Origin of the sequence: Vibrio sp. bablab_jr001 (assembly GCF_016464285.1) — a bacterium.
Classification (GTDB): Bacteria; Pseudomonadota; Gammaproteobacteria; order Enterobacterales; family Vibrionaceae; genus Vibrio; species Vibrio fluvialis.
Map to the genome: position 1 here is coordinate 17809 of NZ_JACDWZ010000046.1, position 21044 is coordinate 38852.

General features: G+C 53.1%; 20 protein-coding genes. 10 read left to right on the forward strand and 10 right to left on the reverse strand.

Annotation, left to right across the window (positions count from 1 at the left end):
* Nucleotides 1-340: 340 nt before the first annotated feature.
* Complete coding sequence (locus JIG40_RS07315) at nt 341-1288, forward strand: glycosyltransferase family 9 protein (RefSeq protein ID WP_199465054.1); 948 nt, start codon at nt 341-343, stop codon at nt 1286-1288.
* Nucleotides 1289-1472: 184 nt separating this feature from the next.
* Entirely contained in the window at nt 1473-2666 is a 1194-nt protein-coding gene (locus tag JIG40_RS07320; RefSeq protein WP_199465055.1) for a DEAD/DEAH box helicase, read from the forward strand.
* Nucleotides 2667-2771: 105 nt separating this feature from the next.
* On the opposite strand, the gene JIG40_RS07325 is transcribed toward JIG40_RS07320, so the two are convergent.
* The gene (locus tag JIG40_RS07325; protein ID WP_199465056.1) at nt 2772-3959 is read right to left on the reverse strand and encodes an MFS transporter; all 1188 of its coding nucleotides are present in this window, start codon (nt 3957-3959) and stop codon (nt 2772-2774) included.
* Nucleotides 3960-4240: 281 nt separating this feature from the next.
* Between JIG40_RS07325 and JIG40_RS07330 the strand changes: the two genes are divergently transcribed.
* Nucleotides 4241-5209 carry a LysR substrate-binding domain-containing protein gene (locus tag JIG40_RS07330; protein ID WP_199465057.1) on the forward strand — a complete coding sequence of 323 codons (969 nt, stop codon included), beginning with the start codon at nt 4241-4243 and terminating at the stop codon, nt 5207-5209.
* Between the two features lie 341 nt (nt 5210-5550).
* A complete protein-coding gene (locus tag JIG40_RS07335; protein WP_154182927.1) occupies nt 5551-6282 on the forward strand; it encodes a class I SAM-dependent methyltransferase in 732 nt (243 codons plus the stop codon).
* An 85-nt stretch (nt 6283-6367) separates the two neighbouring features.
* On the opposite strand, the gene JIG40_RS07340 is transcribed toward JIG40_RS07335, so the two are convergent.
* The gene (locus JIG40_RS07340; protein ID WP_199465058.1) at nt 6368-7258 is read right to left on the reverse strand and encodes a GNAT family N-acetyltransferase; all 891 of its coding nucleotides are present in this window, start codon (nt 7256-7258) and stop codon (nt 6368-6370) included.
* Between the two features lie 179 nt (nt 7259-7437).
* Between JIG40_RS07340 and JIG40_RS07345 the strand changes: the two genes are divergently transcribed.
* Nucleotides 7438-7854, forward strand: coding sequence for a MerR family transcriptional regulator (locus tag JIG40_RS07345; protein WP_047462256.1), 417 nt, complete (start codon nt 7438-7440; stop codon nt 7852-7854).
* A 65-nt stretch (nt 7855-7919) separates the two neighbouring features.
* On the opposite strand, the gene JIG40_RS07350 is transcribed toward JIG40_RS07345, so the two are convergent.
* On the reverse strand, nt 7920-8159 hold the full coding sequence (locus JIG40_RS07350; protein WP_020328725.1) for an RNA-binding protein: 240 nt from the start codon (nt 8157-8159) through the stop codon (nt 7920-7922).
* Between the two features lie 109 nt (nt 8160-8268).
* Nucleotides 8269-9510, reverse strand: a complete 1242-nt coding sequence (locus tag JIG40_RS07355; RefSeq protein WP_199465059.1) for an aminotransferase class V-fold PLP-dependent enzyme — start codon at nt 9508-9510, stop codon at nt 8269-8271.
* A gap of 137 nt (nt 9511-9647) precedes the next feature.
* Here JIG40_RS07355 and JIG40_RS07360 point away from each other — a divergent pair, with 137 nt between their 5' ends.
* Nucleotides 9648-10118 (forward strand): Lrp/AsnC family transcriptional regulator, encoded by a 471-nt coding sequence (locus JIG40_RS07360; protein ID WP_024373730.1) that lies wholly within the window; start codon nt 9648-9650, stop codon nt 10116-10118.
* 77 nt (nt 10119-10195) lie between these two features.
* Here the strand turns inward: JIG40_RS07360 and JIG40_RS07365 are convergent, their stop codons facing one another.
* The 5 genes from JIG40_RS07365 to ltnD form a co-directional block, all read right to left on the reverse strand.
* Complete coding sequence (locus JIG40_RS07365) at nt 10196-11647, reverse strand: TRAP transporter large permease subunit (RefSeq protein WP_100268781.1); 1452 nt, start codon at nt 11645-11647, stop codon at nt 10196-10198.
* Between the two features lie 97 nt (nt 11648-11744).
* Nucleotides 11745-12521 (reverse strand): 2-oxo-tetronate isomerase, encoded by a 777-nt coding sequence (otnI, locus tag JIG40_RS07370; protein ID WP_024373732.1) that lies wholly within the window; start codon nt 12519-12521, stop codon nt 11745-11747.
* Nucleotides 12521-13153 (reverse strand): aldolase, encoded by a 633-nt coding sequence (locus tag JIG40_RS07375; RefSeq protein WP_000139626.1) that lies wholly within the window; start codon nt 13151-13153, stop codon nt 12521-12523. Before JIG40_RS07375 ends, otnI begins: the two co-directional genes overlap by 1 nt.
* Nucleotides 13150-14406 (reverse strand): 3-oxo-tetronate kinase, encoded by a 1257-nt coding sequence (otnK, locus tag JIG40_RS07380; RefSeq protein ID WP_199465060.1) that lies wholly within the window; start codon nt 14404-14406, stop codon nt 13150-13152. The genes JIG40_RS07375 and otnK overlap by 4 nt, the downstream gene beginning before the upstream one ends.
* 2 nt (nt 14407-14408) lie before the next feature.
* Complete coding sequence (ltnD, locus tag JIG40_RS07385) at nt 14409-15314, reverse strand: L-threonate dehydrogenase (protein WP_055452525.1); 906 nt, start codon at nt 15312-15314, stop codon at nt 14409-14411.
* 266 nt (nt 15315-15580) lie between these two features.
* Here ltnD and JIG40_RS07390 point away from each other — a divergent pair, with 266 nt between their 5' ends.
* The 3 genes from JIG40_RS07390 (at nt 15581) to solA (ending at nt 19243) form a co-directional block, all read left to right on the forward strand.
* A complete protein-coding gene (locus tag JIG40_RS07390) occupies nt 15581-16381 on the forward strand; it encodes a DeoR/GlpR family DNA-binding transcription regulator (protein ID WP_020328734.1) in 801 nt (266 codons plus the stop codon).
* A 239-nt stretch (nt 16382-16620) separates the two neighbouring features.
* Nucleotides 16621-17934: a PAS domain-containing methyl-accepting chemotaxis protein gene (locus tag JIG40_RS07395; protein WP_199465061.1), complete on the forward strand. Its 1314-nt coding sequence runs from the start codon at nt 16621-16623 to the stop codon at nt 17932-17934.
* A 181-nt stretch (nt 17935-18115) separates the two neighbouring features.
* Nucleotides 18116-19243, forward strand: coding sequence for an N-methyl-L-tryptophan oxidase (gene solA / locus JIG40_RS07400; protein ID WP_199465062.1), 1128 nt, complete (start codon nt 18116-18118; stop codon nt 19241-19243).
* Between the two features lie 72 nt (nt 19244-19315).
* Here solA and JIG40_RS07405 read toward each other — a convergent pair whose 3' ends face one another.
* The gene (locus JIG40_RS07405) at nt 19316-20209 is read right to left on the reverse strand and encodes a LysR family transcriptional regulator (RefSeq protein WP_047462238.1); all 894 of its coding nucleotides are present in this window, start codon (nt 20207-20209) and stop codon (nt 19316-19318) included.
* 142 nt (nt 20210-20351) lie between these two features.
* Here JIG40_RS07405 and JIG40_RS07410 point away from each other — a divergent pair, with 142 nt between their 5' ends.
* Nucleotides 20352-20987: an NAD(P)-dependent oxidoreductase gene (locus JIG40_RS07410; RefSeq protein ID WP_199465063.1), complete on the forward strand. Its 636-nt coding sequence runs from the start codon at nt 20352-20354 to the stop codon at nt 20985-20987.
* Nucleotides 20988-21044 lie beyond the last annotated feature (57 nt).

Genomic DNA, 21044 nt, shown 5'->3' on the forward strand with positions numbered 1-21044 from the left:
ATATCAACGAACGTTCATGCCATTTCTCGGTCTTACTGAAAGTTAAGAACGAGCCACGAAAATCAGAAGTTCTGTCTTTAGTTTGACTAGGCTTAGAAATTTTTATTGTGGATATCGTTTCTGTTTGTAAAATGTTCTGTATAAAACATGGTAATTCCCCCATGTATGGCGTTTCTTTTTGTTAACCCTTTTTGCCTTGGAATTCCCCCTTTTTATGTTACTTAAGCTTTTGTTTAAATGGAGTATTTACTTCATTGGTAAGCCAAGATTTTTAGCGTCCAAGGCCTCTGCAAAGCCAAGAGTTTTACTCATCCCATATAACGCGATTGGCGATATGGTGATGACGGCACCATTATTTAGCGCGTTGAAACAGTCTTTTCCTGATTGGCAGTTGGAGGTGCTTTGCAGTTCCAGAAATCATGAAATCATCCGCTATCACCCGGCGGTGAGTCGCTGCTGGCTATTAGATCTTGGTTTAAAACCGCAGCGAGCGCTTGCACAACATCGTTTGAGAAAAACGCTGTATGAACAGCACTTCGATAAAGTTGTCTATTTGGGTGAACGCAGTAACTGGGTTGAGTTATGGCGTATCAACCGCTTGGCGGCGAAAGGCAAATTCAGCTTGCCCTATCTGCAGGAAACTCTGGCCAAGAAGATAGACCCGTTTGCGCTCAACATTTTTGATGGGGTTGTCGGTAAAGACAAACATCAGGCTCCGCATTTTACTCGCCGCATGATGAGCATTCTGAGTGATCTGGAGGCGAAGGAACCTGAGCAGTTAGCGTTCAATCTCAATCTGCCGCGAGTGCATGATCAAGACCGTTCGTTGCCGTCAGGTATCAAACTGTTGTTCAATCCGTGTGGTTCACAGACAGGAAACACGCTGAGTGACGAGCAAACCAGCGCTATTTTGACTGGCTTGGAGTCGCTGGGTATTCAGGTGTGCGTATTTGATTTACCTGAAAACCGTGCCAAGTTGGCGGCTTATGCGCATGAAGAGCGTGTTCATTACATCCGTTCATCGTCAATCAGCGATGCTGGCGACTGGCTGCGCGAAATGGCGTTGGTCCTGACGACAGATACCTCTATGGGACACATTGCTGCGGCGCTTGAGGTGCCGACATTAATTATGAGAGCCGATGAACAATGGCGCGCGAACTGCGACCCTATTTCCGATTTCGCTACTATGCTGGTGGCGCAACCTCAGGGTACCATCCAGACCATTACCGCGAATGATGTCGTGGCAGCAGTTAAGAATCTTTTGCAAACATTACCTCTGGTAAAGTGACTCCTTTTTCTCCTGCTGGTTATCCTCACTCGGCGTGATGTTGTCGTTCTTTGGCATATGCACAAGACGAATTCCATAGGGCGAATCTGGTCAGCAATCATTGTCTCGTTGTGCAATCATGCTAGAATTCCGCGCTGCGGTAGAGCATGCTCTACTTTAACGGTTACCAATTCAGAGTCTGTTCATGTCATTTTCCAAACTTGGACTGAGTGAAGCCCTGACACAAGCAGTGGCAGAACTCGGTTATCAAAAGCCAACCACCATTCAAACCAAAGCCATCCCGGTGATTTTGCAGGGGCAGGATTTGATCGCTGCGGCGCAAACCGGGACGGGTAAAACCGCCAGTTTCGTGCTGCCTATTCTGCACAAACTGCAAGGACGTGAAACGCAGCGTAAAAAACGCATTCGTGCCCTGATTTTGGTGCCGACTCGCGAGCTGGCGATTCAGGTGGCAGACAAAGTGGCGCAGTACGGCCAACACACCGGACTGACGACGCTGGCGATGTATGGTGGTGTGGAAGAGCAGGCTCAGAAACAGCGCCTGATTGAAGGTGTGGATGTGCTGGTGGCGACGCCAGGTCGTTTGCTGGATATGTACGGTCAGCGCGCCGTCTACTTCGAAGAAGTGGAAATGGTGGTGCTGGATGAAGCCGACCGCATGCTCGACATGGGCTTTATCGAATCGATCAACAAAATCATCGATCGCCTGCCTCGGGATGCGCAGTACCTGCTGTTCTCTGCTACGTTGTCGCACAAGGTGCGCGATCTGGCGAAAACCGCGGTGAGCGACCCGTTTGAAATCAGTATTGCGGCGAATCAGGCATCGAAATCGAACATCGAGCAGTGGCTGATCACGGTCGATAAAGACAAAAAATCCGCGTTGCTGAGCCATCTGATCACTGAAAACAACTGGGATCAGGCGCTGATTTTCATCGAAACCAAACATGGTGCAGCAAAACTGGCGAGCCAATTGGAAAAACGTGGTATTACGGCGGAAGCATTCCATAGTGGTCGTAGTCAGGCTGTGCGCGTGCAACTGCTGGAAGATTTCAAAGCGGGCAAAATCAAGTACATGATCGCGACTGGTGTTGGCGCGCGTGGTATCGACATTCACGAACTCTCTCGCGTGGTGAACTACGATTTACCATTCCCGGCGGACGAATACGTGCACCGCATTGGTCGTACGGGCCGTGCAAACGCCAAAGGCGAGGCGATTTCGTTTGTCTCCAAAGACAACTTCAAAAACCTGTGTATGATTGAAAGCCGTCTGGGTCACTTGATTGAGCGCCGAGTGGTGGAAGGATTTGAACCGAAAAAGCTGGTGCCAATCTCGATTCTGAACTACGTTCCGAAAAGCAAACGAACTCCGCAAGACTAATCTCAGCCAGCATTGCGCCGATCTTGGTGCAATGCTGGACTCTTGGCGTGATTGACTATTGACGATCGCGCGAACGACTTTCTCCTTCTTAATCACTTCACGAAGTTATGACTGACAAGCGTGCACCTTCGGCTTGCTCCTGGTGAGCCCTACGATCACCACACTCATCATGGCCACCCCAAACACCCAACTGTGGCTCTGAGTTGCGCCCCCGGCCAGCATAGCCGCCACGCCCGCCATTGATTGTTGCAAAAAGCCACACAGGGCAATGCTGCGTGCGCCACTGTGCGCTGAATGGCTCGCGGCCAGCGACATGCTGTTGGGAAAAATCACCGCTTGACCCCAAATGATCACCAAGTACAGCGCGAGATAACCGCCGGTCAGGACGTGGGGTGGCAGCGTATCGCTCAGCAGCCACAGGCCTAACATCAACAGGGCACCCATCGCCACGCAATAGGCGCCGCGACGCAGCATTGGTTGGCTGCCGCTTTGAGTCACGTGGCGCTTCACGTGCAGTGAGCCCAGCAGGTAAACCAAGCCTATCGCCAAACCAAATACACCAAACCACTGGCTCGAAAGGTGCAGCGTTTCGGCAAAGACAAACGGACTGGCTTGCTGCAACGTGACGATCGTAGCAAAGCCCAAGCCGCCTTGAACACAAGGCACAAGAAATCCCTTGTCTTGAAGAATGGTCAGGTAGTGGGTGCTGGCGCCAGGTGTGTGCTGGGGTTGCGCTGGCCCTTTGAGTGGGAAACGAGAGGTGGTCAGCAGCGCCAGCAGGGCAATCAACGCCAGCAGCAGAAAGCCGACGCGCCAGTCACTGTAGCGCGTGAGCATCGCCCCCACAAACTGCCCCAGGCCCAAGGCGGCGATAAAGGCCATCGACAACAACGAGAGTTTTTGCGCCAACACGTCACCGCTCCAGTAATCCCGAATCACGATTCGAGCAATGATTGCGGCCCCGCCAGCGGCTGCGCCTTGTATCACGCGAGCCAACAATAACTGGGTCAGCGATTGAGCCACATAGAGACTCAAGCAAGCACCAATAAACAGCAGCAACGCCAACGAGAGCGCGGGCCTGCGGCCGTACTTTTCGGCGGCATGGCCCCAGTAAATGACAGGAAGCGCCGCGCCGAACACAAACAATGAAATCGAGAGTTCAGCGCCGTAGCGGCTGATGTTGAGCTCGCTCGCCACCAAGGGCAGCGCGGGTAAGTACAACGTGGTGGACATTTGCGCCATCAACACCAGTGAACATGAGAGCAGCAGCAAGCGAGTGCTAAGGTTTTTCATTGTTTCGCCTCCGATGGCGTTAAAGTGCGATTCCTGTTTGATGCGGCAGGAAAATAACAATCAACGCGATTGAAAAGATTCCCTGAGATCGGGGTGACGTTATTTCTGAATGATTTGCGATACAAAACGAATCCTTATTATGAGATGACTCATGATGGAGGGATGAATTTGTCGTTCCCCCGTGACAATCAGCAGCGCGGCTTATCTTGGTTTCGTATCTTTATGAATCGGTGTTAATCTGGCAAACGATCATTCCTTACCTCTGATTAAGGCTGAGTTAATTGAAACGTCGTCACCTGCCCCTGCAAGGATTGCTCTATTTTTATAAGTCTGCCGAATTGGGCAGTTTTAAATTGGCGGCTCAGGATTTATGTGTTTCCCCTGCGGCGGTGAGCCAGCAAATCCGCCAACTTGAAGCCACGCTCGACACGTCGCTGTTTACGCGCAATCATCGCACCATCGGCCTGACGCCCAGCGGCGAAAACCTCTATCAAGAGGTCAAACTCGGTTTTCACCATTTGCAGGCGGGCGTGGATGCATTGACGGCGGATGAGCGCCCCAACCAGCTCTCCATCTCCGCACCCAGCTCGTTCGCTCATCACTGGTTGATCCCTCGATTGCAGGCGTTTCGCGCTCAGTTTCCCGACATCAGCATACTGGTCGAGCCCACCAATCGCCTCACCTCGCCCGACGACACCCGTGTGGATGTGTGCGTGAGATTCGGTTCAGGGCAGTATGCCGGTATGCATAGTGAATGGTTGATGGATGATGCGATTTATCCCGTCTGTCATCCTCATTATCAGCAGGAGTTTGGCATTGAAACGCTGGCGGATTTGCAGAAAGCTGCGTTGATTGAAGATATTCATACCGACATGCGGTGGGAAACGTGGCTGAATGAGCATCACCAACCAGTGAAGCAGCCGACGCTATTATTTGATGGTTCTCAGTTTGTGGTGGAAAGTGCCTTAGCGATGCAAGGGGTCGGCTTAATTAAACACAGTTTGGCGCAGCGATATATTCAAAACGGCACACTGGTGCGAATTGATGCGCAGCAATCTCAGCCTCAAGCCGCTTATTTTATTTGTTTACCGGAAAAGAATTTACAGCGACCCAAAGTGCGCTGTTTTATTCAGTGGTTGAAGCAGCAAATCGCGGGCGATGCCTTGCTACGAGCAAGTGCCGAACGTCTTGACCAAGTCACCGCACTTGACTCTATGCCCGAACGGCATAAAATTAGTGCCGATTCATAAACAGCAAGTTGAAGAAAACGACCATGCAACCGCTTTATGCCTCGGATCAGCGAGTGACCCGAGTGAGCTCTGACAATTGTTTGCGATGAAACATTGGACAGAGCCAACGAAATAAACATTTCGACAAATTCATCGCTATGGTTTTGACTGATCTCTTTACGGAGAGATCACGTCATGTCGATAGCGAGCGAAACAAGGGCTACGGATGAGGTTTCACCGTGGCCCTTGTTGTTTCTGCCGTTTGTCGGCAGCACGAGCGAACGGGGCCAGCCAGCCCGGTTCGCTTTTTTTATGCCTCGCATTTGAGGTTACTGATTTTTATTGATTGAGGAATGAAGACCATGTCTCAGAATATTTATGATAATGCTGCGTTTTTTGATGGTTATGCGCAGTTGCCGCGCTCGCAGTTTGGACTCGACGGCGCGCCGGAATGGGCATCGATTGAAGCGATACTGCCGGATCTCACCGGAAAAAACGTGGTGGATTTGGGTTGTGGCTACGGCTGGTTTTGCCGCGCGGCGACCGACAAAGGCGCAGCCAAGGTACTGGGAATCGACTTGTCGCAAAAGATGCTGGATAAAGCGCACGCCATGACTTCGGATGCGCGCATTACTTATCAGCGCGGCGATCTGGAACACCTCACGCTGGGTAATGCGCAGTTCGATCTCGTATACAGCTCGCTGGCGCTGCATTATCTGCCCGATCTTAACCCAACGTTTACCACCGTATTTCAGGCGCTGAAACCCGGCGGTCAGTTGGTCTTTTCCATGGAGCACCCGATTTTCACCTGCTCGCCGCGCCAGGGCTGGCTCACCGATGCCGACGGTCAACGTTCTTGGGCGGTGAATCGCTATCAGGATGAAGGCCAGCGCGTGTCGAATTGGCTGGCCGAAGGCGTCATCAAATACCACCGCACATTGGGCTCTATTCTCAACGCCCTGATCGCGGCGGGCTTTGTGCTTGAGCATATCGACGAGTGGGGACCAAGCGCCGAGCAAATTGCCGCGATGCCTGCTCTGGCGGAAGAGGCGGAACGTCCGATGCTGGTGCTGGTGTCGGCGCGCAAAGCGTAACTGAAAAGGCACGCCGCCAAGGCGGTGTGCCTTGGGACAACAGCTATACTTACCCCATCCTTTAGAGGCAGAGCGTGAACCTGCCTCACATCAGCTGCTGAGTGGCACGAAAATGCGTGGCGGTGAGGCGCATGGGCGTGACGGGCATGCCATAGAAATCAAACGCTTCACCCAGCACCTCACCGCCGAGTTGGCGCACAATGTTGACGGTGGTATCGCGCGCTTCAATCAAGATTTCCGGCTCTGTCGCAAGCAGTTCTGTCAGCGAGGCCAACGCCAGCGATTTCCCAATTCCCAAACCGCGAAACTGACGATTCACGGCAAAGCGTCCCCAGTGCCAAGCGTCACCTTCACGCCAAGCGGCAACGGCGCCTAAAATGTACTCGCCGGAGCGCGCAACCCACCATTTCACATCGCTGTCATTCGCAAATGGAATCAATGCTGGCGGAATATTCTGCTCCTGCGCAAACACATCCATCACCAACTGCTCGACTTCGGCGCGATAAACCGGATTTAACGCCTCCACTTGTACGCGGGCTTGCTGATGGCGTGTGTTGTGGTGAAAGGCGCTCAGGCGCAGCGTACGCAGGCCATTGAGCACCGCCGCTTGTGCATCGTCAGCCAGCGAATTTATCACATCGCCCAATGCGAGGTTGGCGGCATGATTGGCGCACTGTAGAGTGTCGCTGCCCGCTGGCGTGATTTGGTAATATTTCTGGCGTTTGTCGTGTGGGTGCGGCATCGGCTGCACGTCGCCATTTTCGACCAGTTTGTTGATGGTGCGGCTGAGTGACGCTTTGTCGGCGTTGAGCTGAATACACAGTTCGGAAAACGGAGTTGAGCCGTTTTTACTCAGGTAGGTCAGCAGGTGTGCCTGACTGAGCGACAGCCCCGAATTCCAGCAGTTTTTGTCCAATAATCCCAATTCTCGCACCAGATAACGCAGTTCACTGCGAATCTGTTCCACAGAGTTCATAAGTGCTTTCCTAATAATGTTGACTCTATCAACGATATGGTTTTGGGCAGAGTAACTAAGCCTTGTTGATAGTGTCAACAATTTGCTTGAGTAAACCGACAATGTTGGCTTCAAACAGCATTGACCTTCAAGTTCACTTAAACTTTATAATGACTCATCGTCACCACAGGATGAACAACATGAAGATTGGAGAGCTGGCAAAACGCACGGGCTTGGCTCCGTCGGCCATTCGGTTTTATGAAAGTGCCGGGCTACTGAAAATGGTGCAGCGCCGCGCCAATGGTTATCGCACTTATCCCGAAGAGGCGGTGCTGGCGCTGGAGCTGATTATGCTTGGCCAACAAGCGGGGTTCAGTTTGGAGGAAATCGGTGCGTTGCTGCCGTCGGATCTGACGCAATGGCAGGGCGAGGTACTGGTGGAGCGGCTACGCAGCAAAATTGCCGATATTGAGCAACTGCAGGCCAAACTGGCTGAGACCAAAGCGCATCTGCTGAGTATTGTCGAGGATATTGAATCGCGACCGGAGGGTGTCGATTGTTCCACCAATGCACAGCGCGTGCTGTCGCGTCTGAAACTGGCTGACAGCGGCACCTGAGCCCATCATTCAGACACAAAAAAGCCAACCCGAATGGTTGGCTTCTCTCTCTGCAGAATTTGAGATTACTGCTGCGCCGCTTTCACGCGGATTTTGCTTTTTGCCACGCTTGTCATGTTCAGCGCATTGATGGCCGTTTTGGCTTCTGCGGCATCTGGCATTTCGACAAAGGCAAAACCTTTTGACTGGCCAGTTTCCTGGTCAAGAACCAGCGTACACTCTTTTACTGTGCCGAAATCTGAAAACAGCTTGCGGATTTCCTGTTCAGTCGTTGAACGAGACAGGTTGCGAACTAAAAGTTTCATAATGAACCTTAATATAAAGAAACGCCGCTATTGTCGCAGTAAACCCGGCGATGACCAAGCGATTGTTTTGATCGCTTGGTCAATTGTTCAGTGAATCAGCACGGGGTGTTTACGCGGCCAGCAGTGCATCTAACGTGTCGATTAACCGCTGCACTTCCTCAGGACTGTTGTTATGCACCATCGAAAAACGCAGCACGCCAAGCGTTGGGTCGATATCCATACCTTGCAGCAGGCGATAGGAGTAAAAATGGCCTGCGCCGCACAAAATGCCCGCCTTACCGAGTGTTTCTGCCAGTTCAAGCGGCAAGTGGCCTTCAACCGTGATCGACACCGTTGGCGCTCGGTTTTCAAGCGTGTCCGGGCCGACAATACGAATCGCGGGGTGCGCTCGCAAATAAGTCATCAACGGCTCCAGGAGTGCCAGTTCGGCATCGTGCAGCAGCGTGCGTACAGCCTGTGCTTTGTACGCGTCACTGGCATTGAGTTCATCAGGGAAATGATGCTGATACAGCGCCGAAAAGTATTCACCCACCCCTTTTGTCGCCGCCACCTGAGCGTGATCCGGCCCCGCAGGATAGAGCATTTTCTCGCGAATTCCGGCGTTAAAATAGTGGCCCTGATTGCTGAGTTTTTCCGCCATCTCTGGTTGAATCACCATGACTCCCAAATGCGGCCCGTAGACTTTGTACAGGGAAAACAGATAGATATCGGTACCCAGAGCAGGCACATCCGGCAGACCATGGCCAGCGTAGGAGACGCCGTCAACCACTGTGCGTACACCGTGCTGATGAGCCAGCGCACAAATTTCTGCCACAGGATTCACGTAGCCCAATAGGTTTGAGCAGTGCGGAAAGGTTAGCAGCTTGGTGTTGGCGTTGAACAGTGGCGTCAAAGTCTCTAGTTCCAGCATACCGCTGGCACTGTTGACGGACCATTCGCGCACCACAATGCCGCGTTCAGCTAGACGTCGCCATGCGCCGCTGTTGGCTTCGTGATCCTGATTGGTGACGATGATTTCATCACCCGGCTGCAACCAGCCCATCACGGCATTGGCCAGCACATAAGTGTTTTGTGAGGTGGACGGGCCGAAGTAAATCTCGCTGGCGGAAACACCCAGCCAAGGCGCAAGCGCCTGATAACTCTCGTCCATCCATTGTCCGGCTTTGCCTGAGACCGCATTGGGGTAATAGGGCTGCACTTTCAACTGGTGAAAGTAGGTGTCGAAGCGATCCAGCACCTGGCGGCACAGGTACGAGCCGCCGGCGTTTTCAAAAAAAGCCTGAGATTGCAGGGAAGGTTGTTCAAACGCAGGAAACTGCTGGCGAATAAAATTGAGGTCGAGTGTGCTCATTGTGGCTCCGTTCCTTGGGTAACATCGTAGTTCTAATCATACGAATAAAGTCACGCTGAATTCTTAGCAATCTACGCTTGAAAAGCACAAGCTAATGCGATAAACCAAGCATAAATAGTGATATTAAGGAAAATATTGTGCATTCCATAGCCCTGGACCGCCTCGATGTTCGCATTCTGGAGTTACTAATGAAAGACAGCCGTATCCCGCGTCTGGAATTGGCCGAAGCTGTTAACCTCTCGTCATCGCAATGTTTTCGTCGCCTGAAACGGCTGGAGCAATCGGGGATCATTGAGCGCTATTCAGTGGTGCTTAACAACGCCAAAGCAGGGTTTGATGTCAATGCGCTGGTGATGGTGCAATACAGCAAGTCGGAGCCGGATGCACGCCATAAGCTGCTGGCACTGATTGAGCAAACGCCGATCATTCACGAATGTTATTCGATTACCGGTGAGCACGATTTTGCGCTCAAGGTCAGTTGTGCCAGCATGACGGAATTCAATCATCTGATTAACGAGACCTTTCAGACGCGCTGCATTTCCGGCATGCACTCTTATATGCTGCTCGATTGTTTCAAGAACACGCTGGCGCTGCCGTCGGTGCAGTGAACGCAGAATGTGAATAAAGAAAAGCCCCTTCACTCTGAGCCGAGGAAGGGGCTTTTTACGTTGAGTGCTAAGCGCGCTTAATTGGCGGTTTTCAGCACTTTCTTGGGCTCTTTGGCTTTCATCCACAGCATGATGGCGGCAAGGACAACGAACGGTACGATTGGGTCCAGCAGGGTACCTGCTTTACCGAAGATCAGGTTCAGCGCCATGACGATGCTGGCACCAATTGCCCATGCGATGGTTGAGGATACTGTCCAGATTTTCAGTTGGTCCGACAATTCCGTAATTCCCAGCGTACGGCTGATGATGTGGAAGTAAGAGTCGTTGAGGTGCGAGAAGCCAACCGGGCCGACTGCGCACGCTAGTGCAACGAATACCGGATCCAGACCTAACGTTTCCACCAGCGGTAGTGTCATGGTGGCTGCTACCATCATTGATGCGGTCGCAGAACCTTGGATCAGACGCAGCATCGAGGCAATCGCCAGTGGGACCAGAAGAGGGGGAATACCGCTGCTGGCAATCGCTTCGGCCACCTGAGGACCCGCACCAGAGGCTTTCAGTACCGCACCCATCGCTCCGCCACAACCGGTCACAACCAGAATCAGACCCGTCGTTGATAGGGCATCATCCATTGAACCGATCATGTCTTTGCGTTCAATGTTACGGGTCAGGCCGTACAGTGCCATCAGTACACCGATACCGACCGCCACCACCGGGTTACCCAGCAGCGAAATCACCGCATAGAACATCGATTCGTCTTTTGGCGTCAGCGTGCTGACCAGGATCAGAATAATCGGGATCAGAATCGGGCCAAATGACAGGAAGTTGCTTGGCAGGTGGCGCTCGTCGGTCTCTTGTACAACTTCCAGATTTGCCCAGTCGGCTTCACGTGTGATCCAGCTGTCGCCGTTTGGTACGCGGTAGTACTCTTTGCCCACTTTACGGATGTAGAACAGAGACAGCAGCATCATAGGAACCGACACCACCAGTCCCCACAGCATGTATACGCCAAGGTCTACGTTCAGAATGCCTGCGACAGCAACCGGTCCTGGCGTTGGTGGCACCATCGCATGGGTGATCAGCAGGCCTAAAGCCAGCGTTACCCCAAGGCCGACTGCGGACTTGCCAGTATTGCGCGAAATGGCGCGAACAAGGGAATGAAGAATGATGTAGGCAGAGTCACAGAAAACCGGGATAGCGACCAGCACGCCAGTGAAACCAAGCGCCACGTCCTCACGTCCTTTGCCGCACAGTTTGACGAAGGTTTTCGCCATACGTACTGCCGCGCCGGAGCGTTCAAAACAGGCACCCATGATCACACCAAACGCGATGATCAGGCCAATACCACCGAGCACACCACCAAAGCCGGCTTTGATCGCATTGACCAGATCCGTTGGTGCCATGCCGGCAAACAAACCCATGATGATACTGGCGATGATCATAGCCAGTGCCACAGGGATACGAGTCTTGATGATCATGACCATCATGGCCACGATCCCAAGGATGATTCCAATTAAAGCAGCGTCCATCTTTCGGTCCTTTTTATAATTTATCCATATTTAGATTGTGTAGGGCCACTGCCTCAGGATTTTGAGGCAGGCGGCGTTTTGCTATTGCTCACAAGGGTTACAGGTAAGGTTTGACCCAGGCCAAGCCCTGCTCTGTGGTGGTTTTTGGTTTGTATTCGCACCCAATCCAGCCGTCGTAACCGGAGTCGTCCAGCACATCGAACAGGTACGGATAGTTGATTTCGCCGCCGGCGGGTTCATTGCGGTGCGGCACAGACGCGATTTGAATGTGGCCGGTAAACGGCGCTAAATCGCGGATCAGTACATCCAGATCGCCATCCATGATCTGCGCGTGGTACAGGTCCAGTTGCAGTTTCACGTTCGGACGGTCGACCATCTGAATCAGTTCCACCGCGCGGCGCTGGTGGGCGACGAAGTAGTTCGGTACATCGCGGGTGTTCAGTGGTTCAATCAGCACATCTATCCCATGTTCGGCGAATGTGTCCGCGGCATAACGGATGTTGGCGATAAAGGTATCGATGTGTTGCTGCATGCTGTACGCAGGGTCAATAATGCCCGACATGGCGTGCACTTTTTTGCAGTTCAGTGCTTTGGCATACATCAGCGCGGTGGCCACGCTCTGTTTGAACTCCTGCTCGCGCCCCGGCAGGGCAGCAAAACCTTTTTCGCCCGCGTCCCAGTCGCCCGGAGGCATGTTGAACAGCGCTTGCTCAAAGCCGTACTGTTCCAGTTTTTCTGCCAGCACGTGTGGCTCGAACGCATACGGAAACAGAAATTCGATCGCCTTAAAGCCAGCGCGGTGCGCTTGTTCAAAGCGCTCTAAAAACGGCACTTCGTTGAACAGCATGGTGAGGTTTGCAGCAAATTTGGCCATTATTTTCCTCTCCCTTTCAGGTCTTCCACTTCCGCGTCGGTCAGGTAGCGAACAGGGTGATTGTTAAGTAAAAACATCAGTTTGGCAGTCTCTTCCAGCTCTTCCGCGTTATCGACCGCATCTTCCATATCGGTGCCGGTGATGACCGGACCATGGTTCGCCAGTAAAAAGGCGCGATAATCGGCGGCGCGTTTACCCAGCTCTTCAGCAATGCGCGGTTCACCCGGACGTAGATACGGAATCACCGGTAACTGGCCGATACGCATCACGTAGTACGGCGTAAACGGGCGAATGGCGTTTTCCGCATCGAGGTTGTCGAGACACGACAACGCCGTCAGATACGTCGAATGCAGGTGCACAATCGCGTTGCATTTCGGGTTGTTGCGGTAAATCGCCAGATGGAATGCAATCTCTTTTGACGCGCGTTTGCCGGAGATCTGATTACCGTCGATATCCACCACTGAAAGTTCATCAGCAACCAAACGGCCGAAAGATGAGCCGGTTGGGGTGGCAAGAAAATGGCCGTTAGGCAGTTTCAGCGACAGATTTCCTGCGCCGCCGGTGGCGTAACCGCGTTCGAACATCGAACGTGCCAGACTGACCATCTGTTCTCTGAGTTGTTGTTCTGTCATAGATAAAAATCCTGCGCTTTTTCGAAGAACCGTTCATCGCCGAAGTTGCCTGACTTAAGCGCCAGCGACAGTGAACCGTCGATGGATTTGACCCAAGGCACGCCAGGAGCGATTTGCGGTCCGATGTGAAAACCTGTGACGCCAAGGCTCTGGGTCACGGTGCCGGACGTTTCACCGCCCGCGACGATAAAGTTCTGCACGCCAAACTCCTGCAACTGGTGCGCAAGCTGGCTGAAAAACTGCTCCACCGCTTCGCTTGATGCCGCCGCGCCGTATTGCGCTTGAATGGCTTTGAGTTGCTCGGCTTCAGCGGTGGCGTATACCATCGGTGCGTAGTCGCCATCCAGCTGTTTGGTCACCCAGTCAAATACATACTGCACGTACTGTTCATCACGTAAACACGCTTCAACATCGACGGCAAAATGCGGTGCCAGTGTTTGATAACGGGCCACTTGTTGGTTGGTCATCAGCGAGCAGGAGCCTGACAGCACCACACTGCGCGCGCGCTGCGGCAGACCTGCTGATTTGGCTTCGCTTTGATCCGCTAGTGTGTCGGCCCAGTTTTGCGCGATACCTGCGGCGAGACCTGAACCGCCGGTAATGAGTTTGAGCGATTTGGCCGCCTGACCCAGTGTGACCAGATGAGCGCTGTTAATCGCATCAACCACAGCATAACGTTTGCCTTCGCTTTGCAGCTCGGCAAAGCGGGCAACCACGGCATCGGCGCCTTGCTCAATCACCTGATAGTTCACCAGACCACATTCGCCTTGCGACTGACGATTCATCAGGCGCACGACGCTCGAATCGGTCATCGGTGTCACCGGGTGATGACGCATCCCGGATTCGTTCAGCGGTTCACCCAGCACAAACAGATGGCCGTTGAACACGGTGCGCCCGTTCACTGGCAGTGCCGGACAGACGATAGTGAAGGTTTCATTCAGTTCGGCCAGCAGGGCATCGGTCACTGGCCCAATGTTGCCCTGCTCGGTACTGTCGAACGTCGAGCAGTATTTGAAGTAAAACTGTTGGCAACCCTGAGCCTGTAACCAGCGCAGCGCAGCCAATGACTGGCTGACGGCTTGGTTGGCCGGGCATGAGCGTGATTTAAGGCTGATGACGACCGCATCGGCATCCACTTGAGTGTCGCCCGTTGGTACCCCATTGAGCTGCACCGTACGCATGCCGTTTTCTACCAGAAAACCTGCAATGTCGGTCGCGCCGGTAAAATCGTCGGCAATGACTCCTAGCAACATAATTATTTCTCCACGCCAGGCAGGTCGATGCCGTCAAAAATCTTAATCACGGCGCTGTCATCCTCTTTACCAAAACCCGCGTTGCTGGCGGAGGTAAACATGTTGAGCGCAGTGCTTGCCAGTGGCAGCGGGAATTTCAGATCCTGCGCGGTATCGGCGACCAGATTGAGGTCTTTGACAAAGATGTCGACCATGGATTTTGGCGAGTAGTCGCCGTCCACCACGTGTTTCATGCGGTTCTCAAACATCCAGGAGTTGCCTGCTGCGTTGGTGACTACGTCGTACATCAGATCGAGAGGAATATTGGCACGCGCGGCCAGTGCCATCGCTTCCGCGCCTGCGGCAATGTGCACGCCAGCGAGCAACTGGTGAATGATTTTCACCGTGGCGCCAAGACCGATTTCCGTGCCGATGTTGTAAACTTTGCCCGCAGTGGCGTCGAGTACCGGCGCCAGTTTTGCAAAGGCTTGTTCGCTGCCGGACGCCATGATGGTCATCTCGCCCGCTTCCGCTTTGACTGCGCCACCCGAAACGGGGGCGTCGAGCATCAGCAGGTTGTGAGCCTTAAGGCCGGCTTCAATGTCTTTTGCGTCTTGAGCAGAGATCGTGGCAGAGACCATCACAGCGGTGCCAGGCTTGAGGTTCGCGGCCAGACCTGAATCGAACAGCACCGATTTCACCTGTTTGGCGTTGATCACCAGCAGCAGTACTGCATCCAGTTGGCTGGCAAATTGGTTCGCGTCGCTCGATACCGCTTTCGCGCCGTAGTTGCCGAGTGTCTCCAGAGCAACCGGATTAAGGTCAACGCCGTACACATCCAGCCCGGCACGAACACAGGATTTCGCGGCGCCCATGCCCATAGAGCCTAATCCGATCACAGCTACCGACTTAACTGTTTGATTATCCATACACTTATCTCGCTCTAAACGTGTTTTAAAATGTTAATTTGTGTTCTTTGTTGTGATTATATGTGAATTTTACGCGATTATCCTGTGTGGTAACTCACAAAATTTACCATTCACTAACAACAATGTGAAAATTAAGCCGCAATTCACACTCCTTACCCTCAGTTTAGTGCCCAAAAGCGGATTGAATTCACAATAGTTAACACAACTTCACACATCGATGGATGGCTGGTAAGATGAACACACTTATCATCTACGGCTAAGTCATTATGATTCCAGCAGAACGTCACAAAACCATCCTGTCACTGCTTTCACAACAGGAAGTTATCAGCATCAACGAGCTGGTTGAGCAACTCGATGTGTCGCACATGACCATTCGCCGCGACATCGCCAAACTCGAAAAACTGGGCAAGGTGCTGTCGGTGTCCGGTGGCGTGCAGCTTACTAAGGTGCTGCATCAGGAGCCGTCCCACGATGCCAAAGCGACGCAACATGCCAGCGAGAAAGCGGCGATTGGCCACATTGCCAGCCAGTTGGTGCCGAAAAATTCCACGGTGTATCTTGATGCCGGCACCACCACGCTGGAAATTGCCCATCAACTCGCTCCGCGCGACGATCTGCTGTTTATTACCAACGATTTTGTGATTGCGGCTTATCTCACTCATCACAGCAAAAGCGACCTTTACCATACCGGCGGGCGCGTGGATCGCGAGAACCAGTCGAGCGTGGGCAGTAAGGTGTCGGACTTTCTGGCGGGGATGAATGTGGATGTGGCGTTCGTGTCGACTTCGTCATGGAACCTGCGCGGCATCTCGACCCCCAGTGAGCCGAAGGTGATTGTTAAAAAAGCGGTGGCTGCGGCGGCGCAGAAGGTGATTCTGGTGTCCGACTCATCCAAATACGGCAAAATCGCCACCTTTCACGCCCTCGATATTCAGAGTTTTGACGCGGTGATCACCGATGCGTCATTCCCGGTCAGCGTGCGTCAGGAACTGGAAGAAAAAGGCATTCAAGTGCTGATGGAGACGTCGGCAGTCAGCGTGACAGCACTGGGTGAAGCCATCGTCTGAGGCCGGGTTCACATAAGTGACCATCCATAGCCAGCGCTTGTCGCTGGCTTTTTGGTTTCTGCGCCTCGGTGGGCGGGCGTTATGACACATTGGTCATGTGTATAGAACGAAATGATTTAAGCGCTTTAATTGATATATTGAAGAATAAGGTTAACTTTAGTAGGAGTTTTGCACATTTTTTATGCAGCAGAATGCTGCGTTTTTTAATCTTACGCTGCTTGTCAATCGAGGGAGTGAGTATGTTGTTTCGTAAAAATGTTACCCAACCTAAAGATAACAATAATCAAATCATCAACGCGCTACAGGCTGAACTGTCGAGTATCGCCAATTCATGTGCAACCATTTACTTTACTCCGGAGGGGGAAGTGGTTGATGCCAGCCCGCTGTTCCTGAGTACCATGGGTTATACCCTCGATGAGATCAAAGGCCAGCATCACTGTCTGTTTTGTCCGCCTGAGCTGGTGGACAAACCGCAATATCGCCAGTTCTGGAGCGACTTGGCCAAGGGTAAACCACAGCGCGGCACCTTTTTGCGCAAGAGCAAGCAAGGCCATGATGTGTGGCTGGAAGCAACCTACATTCCGATTGAGCAGGATGGTCGTGTGGTGCGCATCATGAAAATCGCCAACGACATCACGCAGAATTTTGAAGAGTCGGTGGACGACAAAGCGCTGCTGCAGGCGATTCATCGCTCCAATGCGGTGATTGAATTTACCGTCGATGGTCGGGTGATCGACGCGAATGACAACTTTGTGCACGCGCTGGGTTACAACGAGTTGAGAGAGATCAAAGGCCAGCATCACGAGATCTTCTGTCCGCCGGAATTTTATAAAGAGAACCCGACCTTTTGGCGAGACTTGGCTAATGGTCAGGTGAAAAATGGCTTGTTCCGCCGCGTGAGTCGCAATGGTGACAACGTGTGGATCGAAGCGACATACAATCCGGTGTTTGATCATCGCGGTAAGGTGATCAAAGTCACCAAGATCGCTTGCGATATTACTGAACGCATGGAGCGCCAACTGGCGATCCAGAAAGCGGCGGAAGTGGCGCACAGCACGTCGGTGGAAACTGCCCAGGTATCGGAACGTGGTGCCAGTATCCTGAAACAAAATCTGAGTAATTCAGAAAAAATCTCCTCAGACATTCGCCGTTCGTCGGGGCTGGTGGATGATCTCAATACCCAATCGGAAGAGATCTCGAAAATCGTCACCACGATTAAATCGATTGCCGATCAAACCAACTTATTGGCACTCAATGCGGCGATCGAGGCGGCGCGGGCAGGCGATCACGGACGCGGGTTTGCGGTGGTGGCGGACGAAGTGCGCACGCTGGCGTCACGCACGACGCGCTCGACGGAGGAAATTAACACCATGGTTGATCGCAATAATCAGCTGGTGGGCAATGTGCGCAGCAGCATGGTGGAGGTGACCGAACAGGCGACGCGCAACGCCGACCTGATTGCCGAAGCCTCGGAAATCATTCATGAGATCCTCAAAGGAGCCGACTACGTGTCGCACGTGGTGGGGGACTTGGTGAACAGTTCGCAGCGCTGACGGTTTTCAACCCGAGCGCGACTGCTCAAGCGGTGTGCGCTTTAGCTGAGATTTGCGGTTTGTTTGCGCAAAGCTGAAGAATTTTCATTATCCATTGCCGGACGAGGCAGTTAGAGTAAAGCAAGTGGCGGGCATCAACCCGCCGTTTGTATTTAATTCAGCAGCCAAAGGAGAGGTGGGTGTGAAATACGATGTTGTGGTCGTTGGGGCCGGTTCGATGGGCATGGCCGCAGGCTATTTTCTTGCCAGACAGGGCAAAAAAGTGTTGATGATGGACGCCTTTGACCCACCGCATCACCACGCCAGCCATCATGGTGAAACCCGCATTATTCGCCACGCTTACGGTGAAGGGGAAAAGTACGTACCGCTGGCACTGCGCGCACAGGCGTTGTGGGAAGAGCTGCAAGCCCAAAGCGGCCAGACGCTGTTTCTCAAAACTGGCGTGCTTAATATGGGTGAAGCCACCTCGCCGTTCATTCAGATGATCATCGCCAGTGCGGAAAAATATCAGTTGCCGATCGAAGTGCTGACTGCGGCACAAATTCACCAGCGTTTTCCGGGCATCACGCTGCCAGAGAGCTACATCGGCTGTTTTGAATCGACCTCGGGTGTATTGCGTTGTGAAGACTGTATCAGTGCTTATCGCCAGTTGGCGCTGGAGCACGGTGCTGAGCTGCTGACGTACCATCCGCTGGAAGAGATTGAAGTCCAAGGTGGTGAAGTGACGCTGCGCAGCGGCGCCAAAGTGATCGTGGCGGATAAAGTGATTGTCTCTGCGGGAGCGTGGGCGACCAAGCTGATGAACAAGCTGGATTTTGCTCTGCCGATGCAGCCGAATCGCAAAACCTTTGCCTGGTTTGAAGCCGACGAAGCGCTGTATGGTGACGGCGTGTTCCCGGCATTCTCGTTTGATTCGCCGCAAGGCATTTACTACGGTTTCCCAAGTATCGACGGTGCGGGGCTGAAAGTCGGTCGCCACGATGGTGGTGACGCGCAGGACCCGGATCAGCCGGTTGCCCCTTACGACAACGTTACTGACAGCGTCGATTTGGAGCGCTTTTTGGCGACGGTCATGCCCAAAACGTCTGGCCTGATGTATGGAAAAACCTGCATGTACAGCATGACCGCCGATGAGAATTTCATCATCGATACGCATCCAGAGCACGATAACATCATTGTGGCGGCTGGTTTTTCCGGCCATGGCTTTAAGTTTGCCAGTGTGATTGGTGAGATCCTCAGCGATTTGGCTGTACGCGGTGAAACGGAGCACGATATCTCACTGTTTTCGCTCAGCCGTTTTCAGTCATAACAACGCGTATTCAAAGCGAAAGGAAGCCATTCGGCTTCCTTTTTTATTGTGTGTTTTTCTGCGTGATGGCGCTTAAACCGGCGCGCGAATGTCTTCCTGCCAGCGCTCGGCGACAAAATCGATGAACTGACGCACCAATGGCGTTTGATAACTGCGCGACAGATACACCGCCCACAGATGACTGCTCGGGCTGTGATAATCGGCCAGCACTTTGACCAGTTCACCGCGTGCAAGATACGGGTTAGCGAGATCGCACGGCAGCCACACCACGCCTTTATGATGCAGCGCCGCGCTGCGCAGAATATCCATGTCGTTGGCGCGAATCGTACCGCTGACTTTGACGCTGAAATGCTGATTGTCGCGCACCATATCCCAGGTGTGATTGGTGAGATGCACGAAGCAGTTATGGCGGGTGAGATCGGCAGGCTCAGTGATGGGGTCATGCGTTTGCAAGTACTGTGGCGAGGCACACACCACCGTATCGACCTGGATCAGGCGGCGGGCAATCAGACTCTCGTCCGGCTGCTGAGTAAAGCGCAGCGCCACATCCACCCGTTCATCCACCAGTTGCGACAGGCGGTCGGAGGCGAGAATATCAATCGTCACCTGCGGATGCAGATCGGTAAACGCTTCGACGGTGTCGAGCAGCAGATGCTGCGCCAACCCGATCGGGGCGGAAATACGAATGCTGCCGGTCAGTGATTGCGACTGCTCCAGCGCACGAATTTCCAGCTCGGCCGTTTGGTCGAGAATTTGCTCGCAGCGGGTCAGCGCCTCTTCGCCGGCGGCGGTCAGGCTCACTTTGCGTGTGGTGCGGTGCAGCAAGCGCTGTTTGAGCCAGTCCTCAATTTCCTGCACATGGCGCGTAACCTGCAACCGGCTGAGGCTCAGGTTGTCCGCGGCTTTGGTAAAACTGCCGGTGTTAGCGACTTCAACAAAACTGCGCATGGCGGTCAGTCTGTCCATCGTTGGCTCCAATTAGTAACTTACATTGAAACAATCTACATCCTTTTTGTGCATTTTTCACGGTTTGGTTAGCAACTAAACTGGACTCCGTTGATTGGAAACATCCATTGAAAAATTCAGATTCCAGATGAGGAGAGTTCAGATGAAAGTAGCAGTATTGGGTGCAAGCGGTTGGATTGGTAGCCACATTGTTGAAGAAGCACAAGCGCGTGGTCATGACGTGATTGCTGTGGTGCGTGACCCGGCAAAAGTCAGCGCACAAGGCGTGGACGTTCGCCAGTTTGATCTGCAAGCGGGTGGTGACCTTGCTGCGGCAGTCGCTGGTGCCGACGTGGTGGTGGCATCCATTGGTGGCCGTGCATCTGGTGCGCACGACATCGTCGCGAAAACCGCAACCGTGATGCTGGAACAGTTGCCGCAAGCAGGTGTTGAGCGTCTGCTATGGGTTGGCGGTGCGGGTTCACTCGAAGTGGCTCCGGGCGTAAAACTGGTGACCGTACCGGACTTTCCTGAAGCGTATAAAGCTGAAGCCTTGGCACAAGGCGAAGCGCTGGATGTGTTTAAAGCCAGCACCAGTTCAGTGAACTGGACGTTCATGAGCCCAGCGGCGGAAATCTTCCCGGGCGAAAAACAGGGCGCTTACCGCGTTGGCGGTGACCAACTGTTGAGCGATGCGGAAGGCAACAGCCGCATCTCTGTGGCGGACTACGCCGCGGCGTTGGTCGATGAGCTGGAAAGCGCAGCGCACCCACGTCAACGCATTGGTTTTGCTTACTAATACCAAGCAATTCATGGCCAAGTGAAAACCAAAAGCCAGCCCGAAACGGCTGGCTTT